This is a genomic window from Streptomyces deserti (assembly GCF_054782695.1).
In genome coordinates, this window is sequence record NZ_BAAGRZ010000008.1 from 17,771 (window position 1) to 34,412 (window position 16,642).

The window sequence follows — 16,642 nt, forward strand, 5'->3', positions numbered from 1 at the left end:
CGATGGGACCCCGCCCACCTCACACGGCGTCAGATGACGGGCGGCCGTCCGAGTCGGGTGAGCCGCCACACCGTCCGCCAGCGCATGGGCCGCCGCTCGCCCGCCGGCTCCCGCACGCCTTCCACGAAACCGCCGAACCATGCGCGCAGCCCCGCGGCCGACCGGATCCGGACGAGAGTGAGCAGCACCCACACGCCCAGGTGGACCGGGACGAGCGGGAGGGGCAGCCGGCGGCGGACCAGCCAGACCCGGTTGCGGGCGTTGACCCGGTAGTAGATGGCGTGCCGGGCGGGCGAGGTCCTCGGGTGCTGGAGGAGCAGTTCGGGCGCGTACAGGATCCGCCAGCCGGCGTCGGCCGCCCGCCAGGCCAGGTCGATCTCCTCGTGGGCGAAGAAGAACTCGGCGGGCCAGTCGCCGGTCTCGTCGAGCATCGCCATCCGCAGGGCGTGCCCGCCGCCGAGGAATCCGGTGACGTACCCGCCCCGCAGGGGATCGGAGGCACCGATCCGCGGCACGTGCCGCCGGTGCGTCTCGCCCAGCTCGTCGGCGATGCGGAAGCCGACGATGCCGAGCCGGTCGTCGGCGGCGAACAGGTCCTGGACGCGGCGCAGCACATCCGGGTCGACGAGCAGACCGTCGTCGTCCAGCTCGACGACGACGTCGATGTCACCGAACTCCCGCAGCCGCGCGATCGCCGCGTTGCGCCCGCCGGGGCAGCCGAGGTTCTCGTCGAGTTCGACCGCGGTGACCTCACCGGGCAGGGAGAGCCGCTCGGCGAACCCGGGCAGCGGGCAGCCGTTGCCGACGATCACGATCCGCTCGGGCGGGACGTCCTGCTTGGCCACGGACTCCAGCAGCGCGTCGACTTCGGCGGGCCGGTTCCCCATGGTCACCACGGCGATGGCGATCCTCGGTGCCCCCATGTCCTCACCTCGTCCCGGCCGGCGACTGACCCGCGATGCTAGCCGTTCACGACAAGGACTTCCTGAGTACGCCTGGCGGTCGGCGGTCCGATTACGCCATTCGGCCACCGGCCCCTCCACCGTCCGCACGGCCCGCGCCCGCCGCCGTCGCCGCGTCCGCTGAACGATAAAACCCCAGGTCAGCTGGTATCTGACCTGGGGTTCCAGTGGAGCCGCCTTCGGGATTCGAACCCGAGACCTACGCATTACGAGTGCGTTGCTCTGGCCATCTGAGCTAAGGCGGCGCGCCGTCCGCACCATGGTGCGATCAGCAACGCCGGTAAGTCTACACAGTTTCCGGGGGTGCTCCGACCACGCCCCGGAAGCGGGGCTCCCGGGACGCGGCGAGGCGGCTACGAGCAGCGCTTTCCGCTCCTCGGCGGGGTGCCCTTGAGGAGGTAGGCGTTGATCGTCGAGTCGATGCAGCGGCTGCCTCGGCCGTAGGCGGTGTGGCCGTCGCCGTCGTAGGTGAGGAGGCGGGCCGAGGAGAGCTGCCGGGCCAGGGACTGCGCCCAGCGGTACGGCGTCGCCGGGTCGCGGGTGGTGCCGACCACGACGATCGGGGCCGCGCCCTCGGCCTTGATGCGGTGCGGCTCGCCGGTGGGCTGCACCGGCCAGTACGCGCAGCCCAGCGAGGCCCACGCGAGGCCCTCGCCGAACACGGGGGACGCCTTCTCGAAGGCGGGCAGCGCCCTGCGGACCTCGTCGGGGCCGGAGAAGGCGGCCGGCAGGTCCAGGCAGTTCACCGCCGCGTTGGCGAACATCAGGTTCGAGTAGCGGCCGTCCGCGTCACGCTCGTAGTAGCTGTCGGAGAGGACGAGCAGGCCCGCGCCGTCGTCCTCCTTCATCGCCGAGGCCAGCGCCTCGCGCAGCTGCTGCCAGGCGCTCTCGTCGTACATCGCCGCGATCACACCCATGGTGGCGAGCGACTCGGTGAGCCTGCGGCCGTCGGCGTCGCCGGTGGGGATGGGGCGGGCGTCCAGCCTGTCGAAGAATGCCTTCAGGTTCCGGCCGACCTGCGCGGGCTTGGTGCCCGGGCCGCCCAGGGGGCAGTCGGACTGCCGTACGCAGTGCTTCGCGAAGGACTGGAACGCCGTGTCGAAGCCCGCCGTCTGCTCCAGGTTCAGCCGCCGGGCGGGCAGCGACGGGTCCATCGCGCCGTCCAGCACCAGCCGGCCCACCCGGCCCGGGAAGAGCCCCGCGTACGTCGCCCCCAGGAACGTGCCGTACGAGGCACCCACATAGGTCAGCCTCTCGTCCCCGAGCACCGCCCGCAGGATGTCCATGTCCCGGGCCGCCTCGACGGTGGACACGTGGCGCAGCAGCTTCGGCGCGTCCGCGCCGCAGCCCTCGGCGAACGTCCGGTACGCGTCGACCAGCCCGTCGGTCTCCTTCCGGTCGTCGGGGGTGAAGTCCGTCTGCGTGTACGCGTCCATCTCGCGCCCGCCCAGGCACTCGACGGGCTCGCTGCGGGCCACGCCCCGCGGGTCGACGGCCACCATGTCGTAGCGGGCGCGCACCTCGGCGGGGTAGCCGATTCCCGCGTACGACTGGAGGTAGCCGACCGCGGAGCCGCCCGGGCCGCCGGGGTTCACCAGCAGCGAGCCGAGCCGCTTCCCCGGGCCCGTGGCCTTCTTGCGGGCGACGGCGAGGCGGACGTCGCCGGCGGACGGCTCGGCGTAGTCGAGCGGTGCCTTCAGCGTGGCGCACTGGTAGCCCTGGGTGCCGCAGCTGCGCCACTTCAGCTTCTGCCCGTAGTACGGCGCGAGCGCGGCCGGTGTGGACCGCGGCAGCGCGGCCGGCGCCGCCGCCTCCGCCTCCGCCTCCGCCTCCGAGCTGGCCGTACTCGTCGTACTCCCGGAGGAGCAGGCGGAGACGAGCAGCGCGGCGGCGGCGAGGAAGACGGCTGCGGTGCGGGTTCTGCGGAGGGGGCGCCTTGTGTACATCCAGTGATCGTAACTCTGAGCGACGATATCGGCGCTCTTCGTGCACGCTGTGACTCGTACGAGTGACCCCGTACGTCAGCGCGCGGATGCCTGGCCGCCGGCTCTCCTCAGCCCGCTCTGAGGGCCATGGTCATCGCCTCCACGGCCAGCAGCGGGGCCACGTTGCGGTCGAGGGCCTCGCGGCAGGCGGCGATGGCCTCTATGCGGCGGAGGGTGGACTCCGGGGTGCTGCTGCGGGCGAGGCGCTCCAGGGCGTCCTCGGCGTCCGCGTTGGCGATGGCCACGCGGGAGCCGAGCTGGAGGGCGAGGACGTCGCGGTAGAAGGCGGTGAGGTCGGTCAGGGCGAGGTCGAGGCTGTCGCGCTGGGTCCGTGTCCTGCGGCGCTTCTGCTTGTCCTCCAGGTCCTTCATCACGCCCGCGGTGCCGCGGGGCATCCGGCCGCCGCCCGGGGCCGCGCCGAGGGCCGTCTTCAGCTCCTCGGTCTCCTTGGCGTCGGTGTCCTCGGCGAGCTGCTTGGCGTCCTCGGCGGCCGCGTCGACGAGTTCCTGCGCGGCCTTGAGCGCGCTGCCGATCTCCTCGACCCGCAGCGGCAGCTTCAGCACGGCGGCGCGCCGCTCACGGGCGGCCGGGTCGGTGGCCAGGCGACGGGACCGGTCGACGTGGCCCTGCGTGGCCCGGGCGGCCGCGGCGGCGACGTCCGGCTCGATGCCCTCGCGCCGTACGAGCATGTCGGCCACGGCGTCGACGGACGGCGTGCGCAGGTTCAGGTGGCGGCAGCGGGAGCGGATGGTCGGCAGGACGTCCTCGACGGAGGGCGCGCACAGCAGCCACACCGTGCGCGGGGCGGGCTCCTCCACCGCCTTCAGGACGGCGTTGGCCGACTTCTCGTTCAGCCGCTCGGCGTCCTCGACGAGGATGACCTGCCAGCGGCCGTTCGCCGGGGACGTGAACGACTTGCGGACGGTGTCCCGCATGTCGTCGGCCAGGATCTGCGTGCCGACGGCGGCGACGGTGGTGACGTCGGCGTGCGTGCCGATCAGGGCGGTGTGACATCCGTCGCAGAAGCCGCAGCCGGGGGCTCCGCCGAGCGCGCGGTCGGGGCTGACGCACTGGAGCGCGGCGGCGAAGGCCCGCGCCGCATGGATGTGCCCGGCTCCGGGCGGCCCCGTGAACAGCCAGGCGTGCGTCATCTTCGACGCCTCGGGCACGGGGGCGTCGGCCGCGACCGCGGTGACGAGGGCATCGGCATCCCGGGCAGCGGCGGCGAGCTGCTCGCTCACCTTCTCCTGCCCGACGAGGTCGTCCCACACGCTCATGGGTCACGCCGCCCTTTCGTCACGTCCAGCTTGCGGGATCCATTGTGGAGGCCGGCACTGACAACCGGGCACGGGCCGGTGCTGACAGGAGGACGCGGCCGGGGCCGACAGGGGCACGGGCCCGGTGCTCGCAGCGCGCGGTCCGCCGGCTGCGGGCAGTCTGCCGCCTGGGGCGATGGAGGTCCCCCCTGCTCGAGCGAAGCCGAGAGCTTGGGGGAGGGTGGGCGCGGCCGCACCCCGCAGCGCCGGGCTGCGCAACCCACCCCGTTCAGCCGCGGCCCACGCCGGCCCGCTGACCGACCTCGGCGCCGCCGGCCACCAGCCCTCAGCGCCGCCGCCCGCGGCCCCGACCGCCCCCGTCCTCGTCGTGCTCCTCCTCATGCGGCCCCAGCAGCTCGTCCGCCAACGTCGGCAGATCGTCCAGCGGCGTCTCCTCGGCCCAGTCGGACCGCTGGCGCCGCCGAGGGGCGCCCTCCGCGTCGACCTGGGGCAGCTCACGCGTACGGTCCTCGGTGCCGTCGGGCCCGGCGCCGGGACGCTCGTCCCGGAAGAACCCCGGCGGCACACGGTCCACGGGGCCCTCCCCGGGCACGGGCGGAAGCACAGCCGTCTCCTCGGCGTCCCCGTCCCCCGGCCGCACCGGAGGCAACACCGCCGTCTCGTCCCCGGCCCCCGGCACCACCGGAGGCAGCACCGCCGTTTCGTCCGCCGCGCCCGGAGGAACCGGCGGCTTCGGCAGCTCGGCCGTCACCTCGGCGTCGGACCCACCGGACGGCCTGGAAGACTCCGATCCGCCGGGGGCCTGCGCGGAGGACTGACCGGAGGACAGGCCGGCGGAACGATCGGTGAAACGATCGGCGGCGTCGGTCTCCTCCCCCCGCACCTGCGGCAACACGGCCGTCTCGTCCACCGGCCCGCCGGACGCGTTCGTCGGCGTCACCACCGGCGTCGGCACGGTCGCCGCGTCCGGCGCGGCGCCAGCCGCCGGACCCGCGGCGGGCCGCTTCGGTCCCGCCTCCGCCGCGGCCGCCGCCGCTTCCGCGAGGCGGCGTGCCTCCTCGGCCCGCAGCAGCGCCTCCTCGGCCTTGCGCTGCTTCTCCAGGCGCCGCGCCTCGGCCTCGGCACGGATGCGCGCCTCCTCCTCGGCCTGCTTGCGGCGCCGCTCCTCATCGGCCTTGCGCCGGGCTTCCTCCTCGGCCCGTGCCTGCTCCTCGGCGAGGAGCCGCGCGCGCTCCTCCTCGGCCTTCCGGCGCGCTTCCTCGGCGCGCCGCCGGGCCTCCTCCGCCTGCCGTTCGGCCTCGCGCCGCTGCGCCTCCTCCAGCTCGCGCCGCTTGCGTTCCTCCTCCTCGGCACGCAGCCGGGCGAGCTGCTCCTGTCGCTCGCGCTCCAGACGCTCCTCCTCGGCCTTCCTCCGGGCCTCTTCCTCGGCCTTGCGGCGGGCCTCCTCCTCGGCCTTCTTCCGGGCCTCCTCGCGGGCCTTGATCTCGGCCTCGGACAGCGGCAGCACCTGGTCCAGCCGGTGCCGGATCACCGTGGTCACCGCCTCGGGCTCCTGCCCGGCGTCGACGACCAGGTACCGCCCGGGGTCGGCCGCCGCCAGCGTCAGGAACCCGGCCCGCACGCGCGCGTGGAACTCGGCGGGCTCCGACTCCAGCCGGTCCGGCGCCTCGGTGAACCGCTCGCGCGCGGTCTCCGGCGCGACGTCCAGCAGCACGGTCAGGTGCGGAACGAGCCCGTTGGTGGCCCAGCGGCTGATCCGGGCGATCTCGACCGGCGACAGGTCGCGGCCCGCGCCCTGGTAGGCCACCGAGGAGTCGATGTACCGGTCGGAGATCACGACCGCGCCGCGTTCCAGGGCGGGCCGTACGACCGTATCCACGTGCTCCGCGCGGTCCGCCGCGTACAGCAGCGCCTCCGCCCGGTGGGACAGACCGGCACTCGACACGTCCAGCAGGATCGACCGCAGCCGCTTCCCCACCGGCGTCGCCCCCGGCTCACGGGTCAGCACGACCTCGTGGCCCTTGGAGCGGATCCACTCGGCGAGCGCCTCGGCCTGCGTGGACTTGCCGGCGCCGTCGCCGCCCTCCAGGGCGATGAAGAAGCCGGTCGCGGCGGGCGCCTGCTCGGGGTCGTCGCCGCCGAGCAGCGCGTCGCGCAGGTCCTGCCGCAGCGGCACCCCGGAGCGGTCGTCGGCCTTGGCCAGCACCAGCGCGGCCACCGGCAGCAGCAGCGCGCCGACCAGCATCAGCGTGAAGGCCGCGCCGCCGTGCGCGAAGACGAACTTGCCGTTCTCCAGCCGGTGCGGCCCGATGCCCGCCGCCACCAGGGGGGCGATCACCGCGCCGAGCGCGACGAAGACCCGCACCACCGCGTGCAGATGCTCCGTCGTACGCGCCCGCCGGAAGTCCTCGGTCTCCTGATCGAGCAGCGTGTGCCCGATGTTGGCGGCCATGCCCGCGCCGACGCCGGCCAGCGCGACGATCACCAGCACGCTGGTGACGTCCGGCACCAGCCCGGCGGCCAGCAGCGCGACGCCGGTGAAGGCGATCGCCAGCGCGAGGAGCCGCCGCCGCGACAGGGCGGGCAGCACGGCAGGGGCCGTACGGATGCCGACGACGACACCGCCGGTCAGCGCGCCCACCAGCAGCCCGAACAGCACCGGGCCGCCGCCCAGGTCCTTGGCGTGCAGCACCGCCACGGCGACGGCGGCCGAAACCGCCGCGGCGACGGACGCGCAGGCGAGCACCAGCAGCGGCAGCGCGCCGGTGCGGCCCCTCTCGGCGCCCGTGCCGGTCTTGGGACGGCGCAGCCCCTCGAGCGGCGACCGCGCGCGGGGGGTGCGCGTGGCGGGCAGCTCCAGGAAGGTCAGCACGGACAGGGACGCGGCGAACAGCCCGGCCGCGACGTACGAGGCGAGGGCCGCCTGGTGCTGGCCGAACCAGTCGATGCCGGCGCCCAGCAGATTGTTGAACAGGCCCGCGACGACGAGCGCGACGGCCGCGAGCGGGATCGCCACGAAGCTCGTCCGCAGCGACAGGCGCCGCAGCGCGTCCATGTGGTCCGGCAGCGGCCGGATCGAGGCGCCCTCCGGCGGCGGGGCGGGCAGCAGCGCGGGGGCCGCGCTCTCGCGGCACACCGTCCAGAACCGCTCGGCGACCCCGGTCACGAAGGCGGTGACCAGGAGGACGGCCAGTGCGTCGTCGGGCGTCCAGTCGATCCACAGCGGCGCGATGATCAGCAGCGCCGCCCGCAGCCCGTCCGCGCCGACCATGGTCCAGCGGCGGTCCAGCGGACCGTCCTGGGAGGTCAGCGAGGTCAGCGGGCCGAGGAGGACGGCACCGAAGAGGAGCGTCGCGAGGATGCGGACGCCGAAAACGGTCGCCACTGCGAACGCCACACCCCGGTAGCCCCCGCCGAACGAACCCGCGGCGACGGCCGCCTGGAGGGCGAGGACGACCAGCACCAGGAGGGCGAGGATGTCGCCCACACCGCCCACCAGCTGGGCGCTCCACAACCGCTTCAGCTGCGGCCGGCGCAGCAGAGCACGGACGGCGCGCTCGCGGGAGTCCGCGACCAGGGCGTCGTCAGGGGCGGGGTGAGGGGCCGTTGGCTGCTCGGCTCGCGTCATGCGTTCAGCCTATCGGCACCCGCCGACACGCTGGAGGGCGCGCCCGGGCGTGCGCACGCCCCGACACCGAACCGATGCCGGGGCGTTCGCACAACGAACCCGCCGTGAAGATCCGGGCCATGGCCCGCTCGGGACTGAGCCGCCCTCAGTCCTCCGCCGCCTTCGACGCGGTCGCCTTCTTCGCGGCCGTCTTCTTGGCGGTGGTCTTCTTCGCCGTGGTCGTCTTCTTGGCAGCCGTCGTCTTCTTCGCGGCCGCCGCCTTCTTGGCCGGGGCCTTCTTCGCGGCGGTCTTCTTCGCCGTCTTCTTGGCGGGCGCCTTCGCGCGCTTCTCGGCGAGCAGCTCGAAGCCGCGCTCCGGGGTGATCGTCTCGACGCTGTCGCCGGAGCGCAGGGTCGCGTTGGTCTCCCCGTCGGTGACGTACGGCCCGAAACGGCCGTCCTTGACGACGACCGGCTTGCCGCTGACCGGGTCGGTGCCCAGCTCCTTCAGCGGCGGCTTGGCGGCCGCCCGGCCACGCTGTTTGGGCTGGGCGTAGATCGCCTGCGCCTCCTCCAGCGTGATCGTGAAGAGCTGGTCCTCGGACTGCAGGGACCGCGAGTCCGTGCCCTTCTTCAGGTACGGGCCGTAGCGGCCGTTCTGCGCGGTGATCTCCTGGCCGTCGGTGTCGGTGCCGACGACGCGCGGCAGCGACATCAGCTTCAGCGCCTCCTCGAGGGTCACCGTGTCCAGGGACATCGACTTGAAGAGGGACGCCGTGCGCGGCTTGACCGCGTTCTTGCCCGTCTTCGGGGTGCCCTCGGGGAGGATCTCCGTGACGTACGGGCCGTAGCGGCCGTCCTTGGCGACGATCGTGTGGCCGGTCGCCGGGTCGGTGCCCAGCTCGTAGTCGCCGCTCGGCTTGGCGAGCAGCTCCTCCGCGAGCTCGACGGTCAGCTCGTCCGGCGCCAGGTCATCGGGGATGTCGGCGCGCTGGTGCTGTTCGGTGTCCTTCTCGCCGCGCTCGATGTACGGGCCGTAGCGCCCGACCCGCAGCACGATGCCGTTGCCCACCGGGAACGACGACACCTCGCGTGCGTCGATCGCGCCCAGGTCGGTCACCAGCTCCTTGAGGCCGCCGAGGTGGTCCCCGTCGCCGTTGCCGGCGTCGGCCGCGTCACCGTTGCTGACGCCCTCGCCGAAGTAGAACCGCTTCAGCCACGGCACGGCCTGCGCCTCGCCCCGGGCGATGCGGTCGAGGTCGTCCTCCATCTTGGCGGTGAAGTCGTAGTCGACGAGCCGCCCGAAGTGCTTCTCCAGGAGGTTGACCACGGCGAAGGACAGGAAGGACGGCACCAGGGCCGTGCCCTTCTTGAACACGTAGCCGCGGTCGAGGATCGTGCCGATGATCGACGCGTACGTCGACGGGCGGCCGATCTCGCGCTCTTCCAGCTCCTTGACCAGGCTGGCCTCCGTGTAGCGGGCCGGGGGCTTGGTGGCGTGCCCGTCGACCGTGATCTCCTCGGCGGTCAGGGCGTCGCCCTGGGCGACCTGCGGCAGCCGGCGCTCGCGGTCGTCCAGCTCGGCGTTCGGGTCGTCGGCGCCCTCGACGTACGCCTTCAGGAAGCCGTGGAAGGTGATCGTCTTGCCGGACGCGCTGAACTCGACGTCCCGGCCGTCGGCGGCGGTGCCACCGATCTTCACCGTCACGGAATTACCCGTGGCGTCCTTCATCTGGGAGGCGACGGTCCGCTTCCAGATCAGCTCGTAGAGCTTGAACTGGTCGCCGGTCAGTCCCGTCTCGGCGGGCGTGCGGAAACGATCACCCGAGGGCCGGATGGCCTCGTGCGCCTCCTGCGCGTTCTTGACCTTGGCGGCGTACGTCCTCGGCTGCGGCGGCAGGTAGTCGGCGCCGTACAGCTGCGTGACCTGGGCGCGGGCGGCGGCGATGGCCGTGTCGCTCAGGGTCGTGGAGTCCGTACGCATGTACGTGATGTAGCCGTTCTCGTACAGCTTCTGCGCGATCTGCATGGTCGCCTTCGCGCCGAAGCCGAGCTTGCGGCTGGCCTCCTGCTGCAGCGTCGTCGTACGGAACGGGGCGTACGGCGAGCGGCGGTACGGCTTGGACTCGACGGACCGCACGGAGAAGCGGGTGTTCTCCAGGGCGGCGGCCAGGGCGCGGGCGGTCGCCTCGTCGAGGTGGAGGATGTTCGCGCTCTTGAGTTGTCCCAGGGAGTCGAAGTCGCGGCCCTGCGCGACCCGGCGGCCGTCGACGGTCTGCAGGCGGGCGACCAGCGACGACGGGTCCGACGGATCTCCCGCGCGGCCGGTCGCGAAGGTGCCCGTCAGGTCCCAGTACTCAGCAGAACGGAAAGCCATGCGCTCGCGTTCCCGCTCCACCACGAGCCGGGTGGCGACGGACTGCACGCGGCCGGCGGACAGCCGCGGCATGACCTTCTTCCACAGCACCGGCGAGACCTCGTAGCCGTAGAGACGGTCGAGGATGCGGCGGGTCTCCTGGGCGTCGACCAGCTTCTGGTTGAGCTGACGCGGGTTGGCCACGGCCTCCCGGATCGCGTCCTTGGTGATCTCGTGGAACACCATGCGCTTGACCGGGATCTTGGGCTTGAGGACCTCCTGGAGGTGCCAGGCGATGGCCTCGCCCTCGCGGTCCTCATCGGTGGCGAGGTAGAGCTCGTCGGAGTCCTTCAGCAGGTCCTTGAGCTTCTTGACCTGCGCCTTCTTATCGGCGTTGACCACATAGATCGGCTGGAAGTCGTGTTCGACGTCCACACCGAGGCGGCGGACCTCGCCGGTGTACTTCTCGGGCACCTCCGCGGCGCCGTTGGGAAGGTCGCGAATGTGCCCGACGCTCGCCTCGACGGTGTAGCCGGGGCCGAGATAGCCCTTGATCGTCTTCGCCTTGGCAGGCGACTCGACGATGACGAGTCGGCGGCCGCCCTTCGCGGTCTCGCTGGTCGGGGACAACTTCGCTCTTCTCTCCGGTCGACGCTGGGGCCTCCCCAGGCCTGTGCTCCCGGGGTCGGGGGGTGGTGACGCTGCGGAGTGTGACGGTACATCCCGCCCCCGTGTCAAACGGGAAAAGCCCGCAACGGCCACTCGAACGGTAACCCGACTACCACTATTCCTGCCGCACGGAGTACCGGGTGCTCTCGGGGCCCCATGCGGAGCGCGACCTTCTGGTTACCGAGGGCCGCGGCGCCTCCGGGTGGTCAGACGCGGGTGAAGCACCATACGCCGAGGGTCACAGTGATCACCGCGGCGAGGCTCGCGAGGGTCACCGATGCGACGGGGCTCACACCCTGGGCGACGGGCCGGTGGTGCCGCACACGGGCCGCGGTCCACACCAGCAGTCCGCCTCCGAACAGGGAGAACACCATTCCCGCGAAGATCGCCGGTCCGCTCTCCATGGCCCCCCGTGCCCCTTGTCTCCGGTCCGCGTGTGCCCAGCCCCGGGAGACTGACACGCACGGGCGGCGGACAGGCGAACCTGAGGTGAACGCCGGACCGACGAGCCTGTGGATCACGGCCGACCGCCCCTTGCGACCCGTCCGGACGAGCTGCCCAAATCGGCGTGATTTTGTCGGAGCCCCGCCCTCACGTCTTCGTCCGGGCGTCTTTTCGTCGGGACATCTTCTTCGAGGGGCACCTTCTTCGTCGCCCCCCTTCTTCCCAGAGCACCTTCTTCGCACCGCACCCTCTTCGTCGGGGCACCGTCGCGTCTTGGCCGGGGCGCCTCGCGTCTGCGCCGGAGCCGCCCTCCCGTCTCAGCCGGCCGGCTCCAGGAACCCCTGCTCGATCAGCAGCCGGATCTGGGCCGGCGTGCGGTCGCGCAACAGCACCGGGTCCTCGCCGACGAGCTGGGCGATGGCGTCCAGGATCCGGCCCGCGCTCATCGTGCCGTCGCAGACGCCCGCGAAGCCCGCGCCGATGGTGTCCACCTTCGTGGCCCGGCGCATGCCGCGGTTCTGGCGCAGCACGACGTGCTCGGGGTCCTCGGCGCCGGGCAGCCCGACCTGCTCCTGGACGACCTCGGCGGCCAGCTTGAAGTGCGCTTCGAGCAGGGCCGCGTCGTCGTGCGTCCGCAGGTAGTCGAGCCGGTCGAAGTGCGCGCGGACCGTCTCACCGAGCGGTTGCTCGACCGGATGCGGCCACTCCTCCGTGGTGATCGAGGGTGCGGCGGAGTCCGTCCTGCGCAGCGTGATCCAGCCGAAGCCGACGGCCTTCACCTTGCGCGCCTCGAACTCGTCGAGCCATGCGTCGTACCGCGCCTGGTACTCGGCCACGTCACCACGGTGGTCCCCCGCGTCCCGGAGCCACAGCTCGGCGTACTGAGTGATGTCCTGCACCTCGCGCTGCACGATCCAGGCGTCGCACCCGCGAGGCACCCACGACCTGACCCTGTCCTGCCAGTCCTCCCCTTCCACGTGCTGCCAGTTGGCGAGGAACTGCGCGAACCCGCCCACGTTCAGCCGTTCCCCTGCCCCTTGAACGAGCGCGCGGCACAGATCGTCCCCGCCCATCCCGCCGTCGCGGTAGGTGAGCCGGGCACCCGGCGAGATCACGAACGGCGGGTTCGACACGATCAGGTCGTACGTCTCGTCCGCCCTGATCGGCTCGAACAGCGACCCCTCCCGCAGATCGGCGGCCGGGGCGCCGGACAGGGCGAGCGTGAGCGCGGCGATGTGCAGGGCGCGCGGATTGACGTCGGTCGCCGTCACGCGCGTGGCGTGCTGCGCGGCGTGCAGCGCCTGGATGCCGGAGCCGGTGCCGAGGTCGAGCGCGGAGGCGACGGGAGTCCGGACGGTGATCCCGGCCAGCGTCGTGGACGCCCCGCCGACCCCGAGGACCACTCCCTCGTCCCGCTTGCCGATGCCGCCGGCGCCGCCGACCGCGCAGCCCAGGTCGGACACGATGAACCAGTCCTCGCCGTCGAGCCCGCCGTACGGCCGTACGTCCACGGTCGCGGCGACGTCGTCCCCGCCGGAGTCCCCGCCTGAGTCCCCGCCGACGCGCACCAGCCAGCCGCTCTCCAGGCACGCGTCGACGGGCAGGACCTCCGCCACGCGCGCGTGCCGTACCGGCTGCTGAAGCAGGAACAGCCGTACGAGCATCTCCAGCGGCGTGTCCCCGCGGGTCGCCCGGAGCGCGGGGACGGTCTCACCGCGTGCGAGCGCCGCGTACGCCGGGGCGCCGAGCAGTTCGAGCAATCCGTCGGCGGTGAAGGAGGCTCCGAGCAGCGCGTCCCGGAGCCGGGCGGCGACGTCGGGGCGGTCGGAGGAGGGCAGGGCGGGCTGGGGTGACTGGCTGGCGTTGCTCACGCCCCCCATTCTGGCCGTTCGGAACGGCAAGGCCCCGGCACGCGCGCGTACCGGGGCCTGTTTCGGTTGACGAACGACCGCTCCTCCTGTTCGGCGCCCAGCCTGAGGCGGGGCTCAGCTTCGAGCGGCTCTCAAGCCGGGGCGCCGCAGCCGGGCCCGGCTCTCAGCCCGCCGTGGCCGACGCCGACCCGGTCGCCGCCTTGCAGCTGGGCTGCTTGGCCATGGCCTGGCCGACGTCGCCCTCCTCGAGCGTGCGCAGGGCGTCGTTCCCGCTCTTGCTGAGCTTGTCCAGCTCGGTGGCGATGTCCTTGAGGCCGTCGGCGAACTTCGCCTGGTCCTTGGTGTTGAGCGCGTCGACCTGCTTCTTCAGGGACGCGTACGAGGAGGAGATGCCGTTGAGCTCCGTCACGGCGTCCTTCTGCTTCTTCTCGCCGTTCTCGACGTCGGGCGCACCGGCCTTCTGGACGGCGGCGCCGATCGCCTTGTAGGCGTCGGACATGTCCTGGAAGGCCTGCGAGTCGGTCTTCTGGACTTCTTCCGGAGTGCTGTTGTCCGAGGTCTCCTTCTGGATCGCGGCGTTGGCGGCCTCGATCTTCTTGGCCTGCGGCTGCACCGCGTCGCAGACCTGCTTCGCCCAGGAGTCCAGCTTGTCGTTGTCGTCGCCGCCGCATCCCGACAGCGCCAGTACCAGTACCGCACCGCCGGACAGTGCGGCCGCGAGCTTCTTGTTCACCGGATTGGTCCCTTCCATGGCTCTCTCGGCCCCGGAACATACACGCCAGATGGGCTACAACCGCATGCCGAACGACTATTAAGACCTTTTTGTAACCATTTGCACCAAGAGAGAGAAGGCTCACGGTGAAGGGTGTGAACAGACACAGAGCGGGCGGGCGACGCGTCAACGCGCACCGCCCGCCCGCACCTTGAGCTGGAGCTTGTCCGAGGACCTACGAGGTGGCCTACGAAACCACCGCGGGGTCAGCCGACTTGGATTCCCGTTCGGCGCTGTCTTCGTCACCCATGGCGATGCCGCGGCGCTTGGAGACGTAGACCGCGCCGACGATCACGACGAACGCGAGGGCCGCGATCAGGATCCGTACCCCGATGCTCTTGTCGGCGCCGTACGAGAAGTTGATCACTGCGGGGGCGATCAGCAGCGACACCAGGTTCATGACCTTCAGCAGCGGGTTGATCGCGGGACCGGCAGTGTCCTTGAAGGGGTCGCCGACGGTGTCGCCGATGACGGTGGCCGCGTGGGCCTCGCTGCCCTTGCCGCCGTGGTGGCCGTCCTCGACGAGCTTCTTCGCGTTGTCCCAGGCGCCACCGGAGTTGGCGAGGAACACCGCCATCAGCGTGCCCGCGCCGATCGCGCCCGCCAGGAACGCGCCCAGCGGCCCGACGCCGAGCGTGAACCCGATGAAGATGGGCGCCATCACGGCGAGCAGACCGGGGGTGGCGAGTTCACGCAGGGCGTCCTTGGTGCAGATGTCGACGACCTTTCCGTACTCCGGTTTCTCGGTGTAGTCCATGATCCCGGGCTTCTCGCGGAACTGCCGCCGCACCTCGAAGACCACCGCACCCGCCGACCGCGACACCGCGTTGATCGCCAGCCCCGAGAAGAGGAAGACGACCGCCGCGCCCGCGATGAGGCCGACCAGGTTGTTGGGCTGCGAGATGTCCATCATCAGGCTCATCGGCGCCCCCGACCCGGACAGCTGCTCGCCCACGTCCCGCGCCCCGGTGATGATCGCGTCGCGGTACGACCCGAACAGCGCCGCCGCGGCGAGCACGGCCGTGGCGATCGCGATGCCCTTGGTGATCGCCTTGGTGGTGTTGCCGACCGCGTCCAGGTTGGTGAGCACCTGGGCGCCCGCGCCCTGGACGTCGCCGGACATCTCGGCGATGCCCTGCGCGTTGTCGGAGACGGGCCCGAAGGTGTCCATCGCGACGATCACACCGACCGTGGTGAGCAGGCCGGTGCCGGCCAGCGCCACCGCGAACAGTGCCAGCATGATCGACGCACCGCCGAGCAGGAACGCCCCGTACACGCCGAGGCCGATCAACAGGGCGGTGTAGACGGCCGACTCGAGCCCGACGGAGATACCGGCGAGGACGACGGTGGCGGGCCCCGTCAGCGAGGTCTTGCCGATGTCCCGCACGGGCCGCCGGGTGGTCTCGGTGAAGTAGCCGGTCAGTTGCTGGATCAGGGCGGCCAGCACGATGCCGATGGCCACCGCGACGAGCGCGAGGATCCGCGGGTCGCCGCTCTTGCCCGTGATCGCGGCATCGGTGACGCCGTCGAGTTCGGAGTACTTCCCGGGCAGGTAGATGAAGACGGCCGCCGCCACCAGTACGAGCGAGATCACCGCGGAGATGAAGAACCCGCGGTTGATCGCGGTCATGCCGCTGCGGTCGGCGCGCCTCGGCGCCACCGCGAAGATGCCGATCATGGCCGTGATCACACCGATCGCGGGCACGAGCAGCGGGAAGGCGAGCCCGGCGTCACCGAAGGCGGCCGAGCCCAGGATCAGCGCGGCGACCAGGGTCACGGCGTACGACTCGAAGAGGTCGGCCGCCATGCCCGCGCAGTCGCCGACGTTGTCGCCCACGTTGTCGGCGATGGTCGCGGCATTGCGCGGGTCGTCCTCCGGAATGCCCTGCTCGACCTTGCCGACCAGGTCGGCGCCGACGTCGGCGGCCTTGGTGAAGATGCCGCCGCCGACCCTCATGAACATCGCGATGAGCGCCGCGCCGAGGCCGAAGCCCTCGAGCACCTTCGGCGCGTCGGCCGCGTACACCAGCACCACGCAGGAGGCGCCCAGCAGGCCGAGCCCCACCGTGAACATGCCGACGACGCCGCCCGTGCGAAATGCGATCTTCATCGCTTTGTGCGAGACGGCGGTGAGATCCTTTTCCGGCTCGCCCGCCGCCGGTGTCGCTTCGCGCGCCGCCGCGGCGACGCGCACATTGCTGCGTACGGCCAGCCACATGCCGATATAGCCGGTGGCCGCCGAGAACGCCGCGCCGATCAAGAAGAACACCGACCGTCCGGCACGCTGATTCCAGTCGTCCGCGGGCAGCAGCATGAGCAGGAAGAAAACGATCACGGCGAATACGCCGAGCGTGCGCAGCTGACGGGCCAGATAGGCGTTGGCGCCCTCCTGGACCGCTGCCGCGATCTTCTTCATGCTGTCGGTGCCCTCGCCGGCCGCGAGCACCTGGCGCACCAGGACGCCCGCGACCACGAGCGCCGCCAGGGCCACGACCGCGATGACCGCCACGAGCACGCGGTTGTCGTCGGTCAGCACGGCGGCTGCGAGGTCTGTGGGGTGGCCCGACTGATGTGAGATGGAAAGCCCCGCCATTCGTCCTCCTTGACGCTTGGGCTGAGCTCAAGATGTGGACGGGATTGTAGGTACCGGAACCTGATCAAAACAGTGCGCGATAAATCGAATTGGCGAAATCGGTAAC

Annotated in this window: 9 protein-coding genes and 1 tRNA gene; all 10 read right to left on the reverse strand. The window is 72.0% G+C overall.

Features of this window, described 5'->3' with window-relative positions; genetic code table 11:
* Positions 1–29: 29 nt before the first annotated feature.
* Positions 30–923, reverse strand: a complete 894-nt coding sequence (locus tag ACYVMZ_RS16275) for a glycosyltransferase family 2 protein (RefSeq protein WP_461080097.1) — start codon at positions 921–923, stop codon at positions 30–32.
* 207 nt (positions 924–1,130) lie between these two features.
* Positions 1,131–1,207, reverse strand: a tRNA-Thr gene (locus ACYVMZ_RS16280).
* Between the two features lie 108 nt (positions 1,208–1,315).
* Positions 1,316–2,908 (reverse strand): alpha/beta hydrolase, encoded by a 1,593-nt coding sequence (locus ACYVMZ_RS16285; protein WP_461080099.1) that lies wholly within the window; start codon positions 2,906–2,908, stop codon positions 1,316–1,318.
* Between the two features lie 107 nt (positions 2,909–3,015).
* Positions 3,016–4,224: a DNA polymerase III subunit delta' gene (locus tag ACYVMZ_RS16290; RefSeq protein ID WP_461080101.1), complete on the reverse strand. Its 1,209-nt coding sequence runs from the start codon at positions 4,222–4,224 to the stop codon at positions 3,016–3,018.
* Between the two features lie 325 nt (positions 4,225–4,549).
* Positions 4,550–7,852 carry a dTMP kinase gene (gene tmk, locus ACYVMZ_RS16295; RefSeq protein WP_461080103.1) on the reverse strand — a complete coding sequence of 1,101 codons (3,303 nt, stop codon included), beginning with the start codon at positions 7,850–7,852 and terminating at the stop codon, positions 4,550–4,552.
* A 145-nt stretch (positions 7,853–7,997) separates the two neighbouring features.
* The gene (gene topA, locus ACYVMZ_RS16300) at positions 7,998–10,817 is read right to left on the reverse strand and encodes a type I DNA topoisomerase (RefSeq protein WP_461080105.1); all 2,820 of its coding nucleotides are present in this window, start codon (positions 10,815–10,817) and stop codon (positions 7,998–8,000) included.
* A 245-nt stretch (positions 10,818–11,062) separates the two neighbouring features.
* Positions 11,063–11,260: a hypothetical protein gene (locus ACYVMZ_RS16305; RefSeq protein ID WP_461080107.1), complete on the reverse strand. Its 198-nt coding sequence runs from the start codon at positions 11,258–11,260 to the stop codon at positions 11,063–11,065.
* A 357-nt stretch (positions 11,261–11,617) separates the two neighbouring features.
* The gene (locus ACYVMZ_RS16310; RefSeq protein WP_461080109.1) at positions 11,618–13,180 is read right to left on the reverse strand and encodes a DUF7059 domain-containing protein; all 1,563 of its coding nucleotides are present in this window, start codon (positions 13,178–13,180) and stop codon (positions 11,618–11,620) included.
* Between the two features lie 154 nt (positions 13,181–13,334).
* A complete protein-coding gene (locus tag ACYVMZ_RS16315; RefSeq protein ID WP_461080111.1) occupies positions 13,335–13,922 on the reverse strand; it encodes a small secreted protein in 588 nt (195 codons plus the stop codon).
* Between the two features lie 208 nt (positions 13,923–14,130).
* Entirely contained in the window at positions 14,131–16,536 is a 2,406-nt protein-coding gene (locus ACYVMZ_RS16320) for a sodium-translocating pyrophosphatase (RefSeq protein ID WP_461080113.1), read from the reverse strand.
* Between the last annotated feature and the right edge of the window lie 106 nt (positions 16,537–16,642).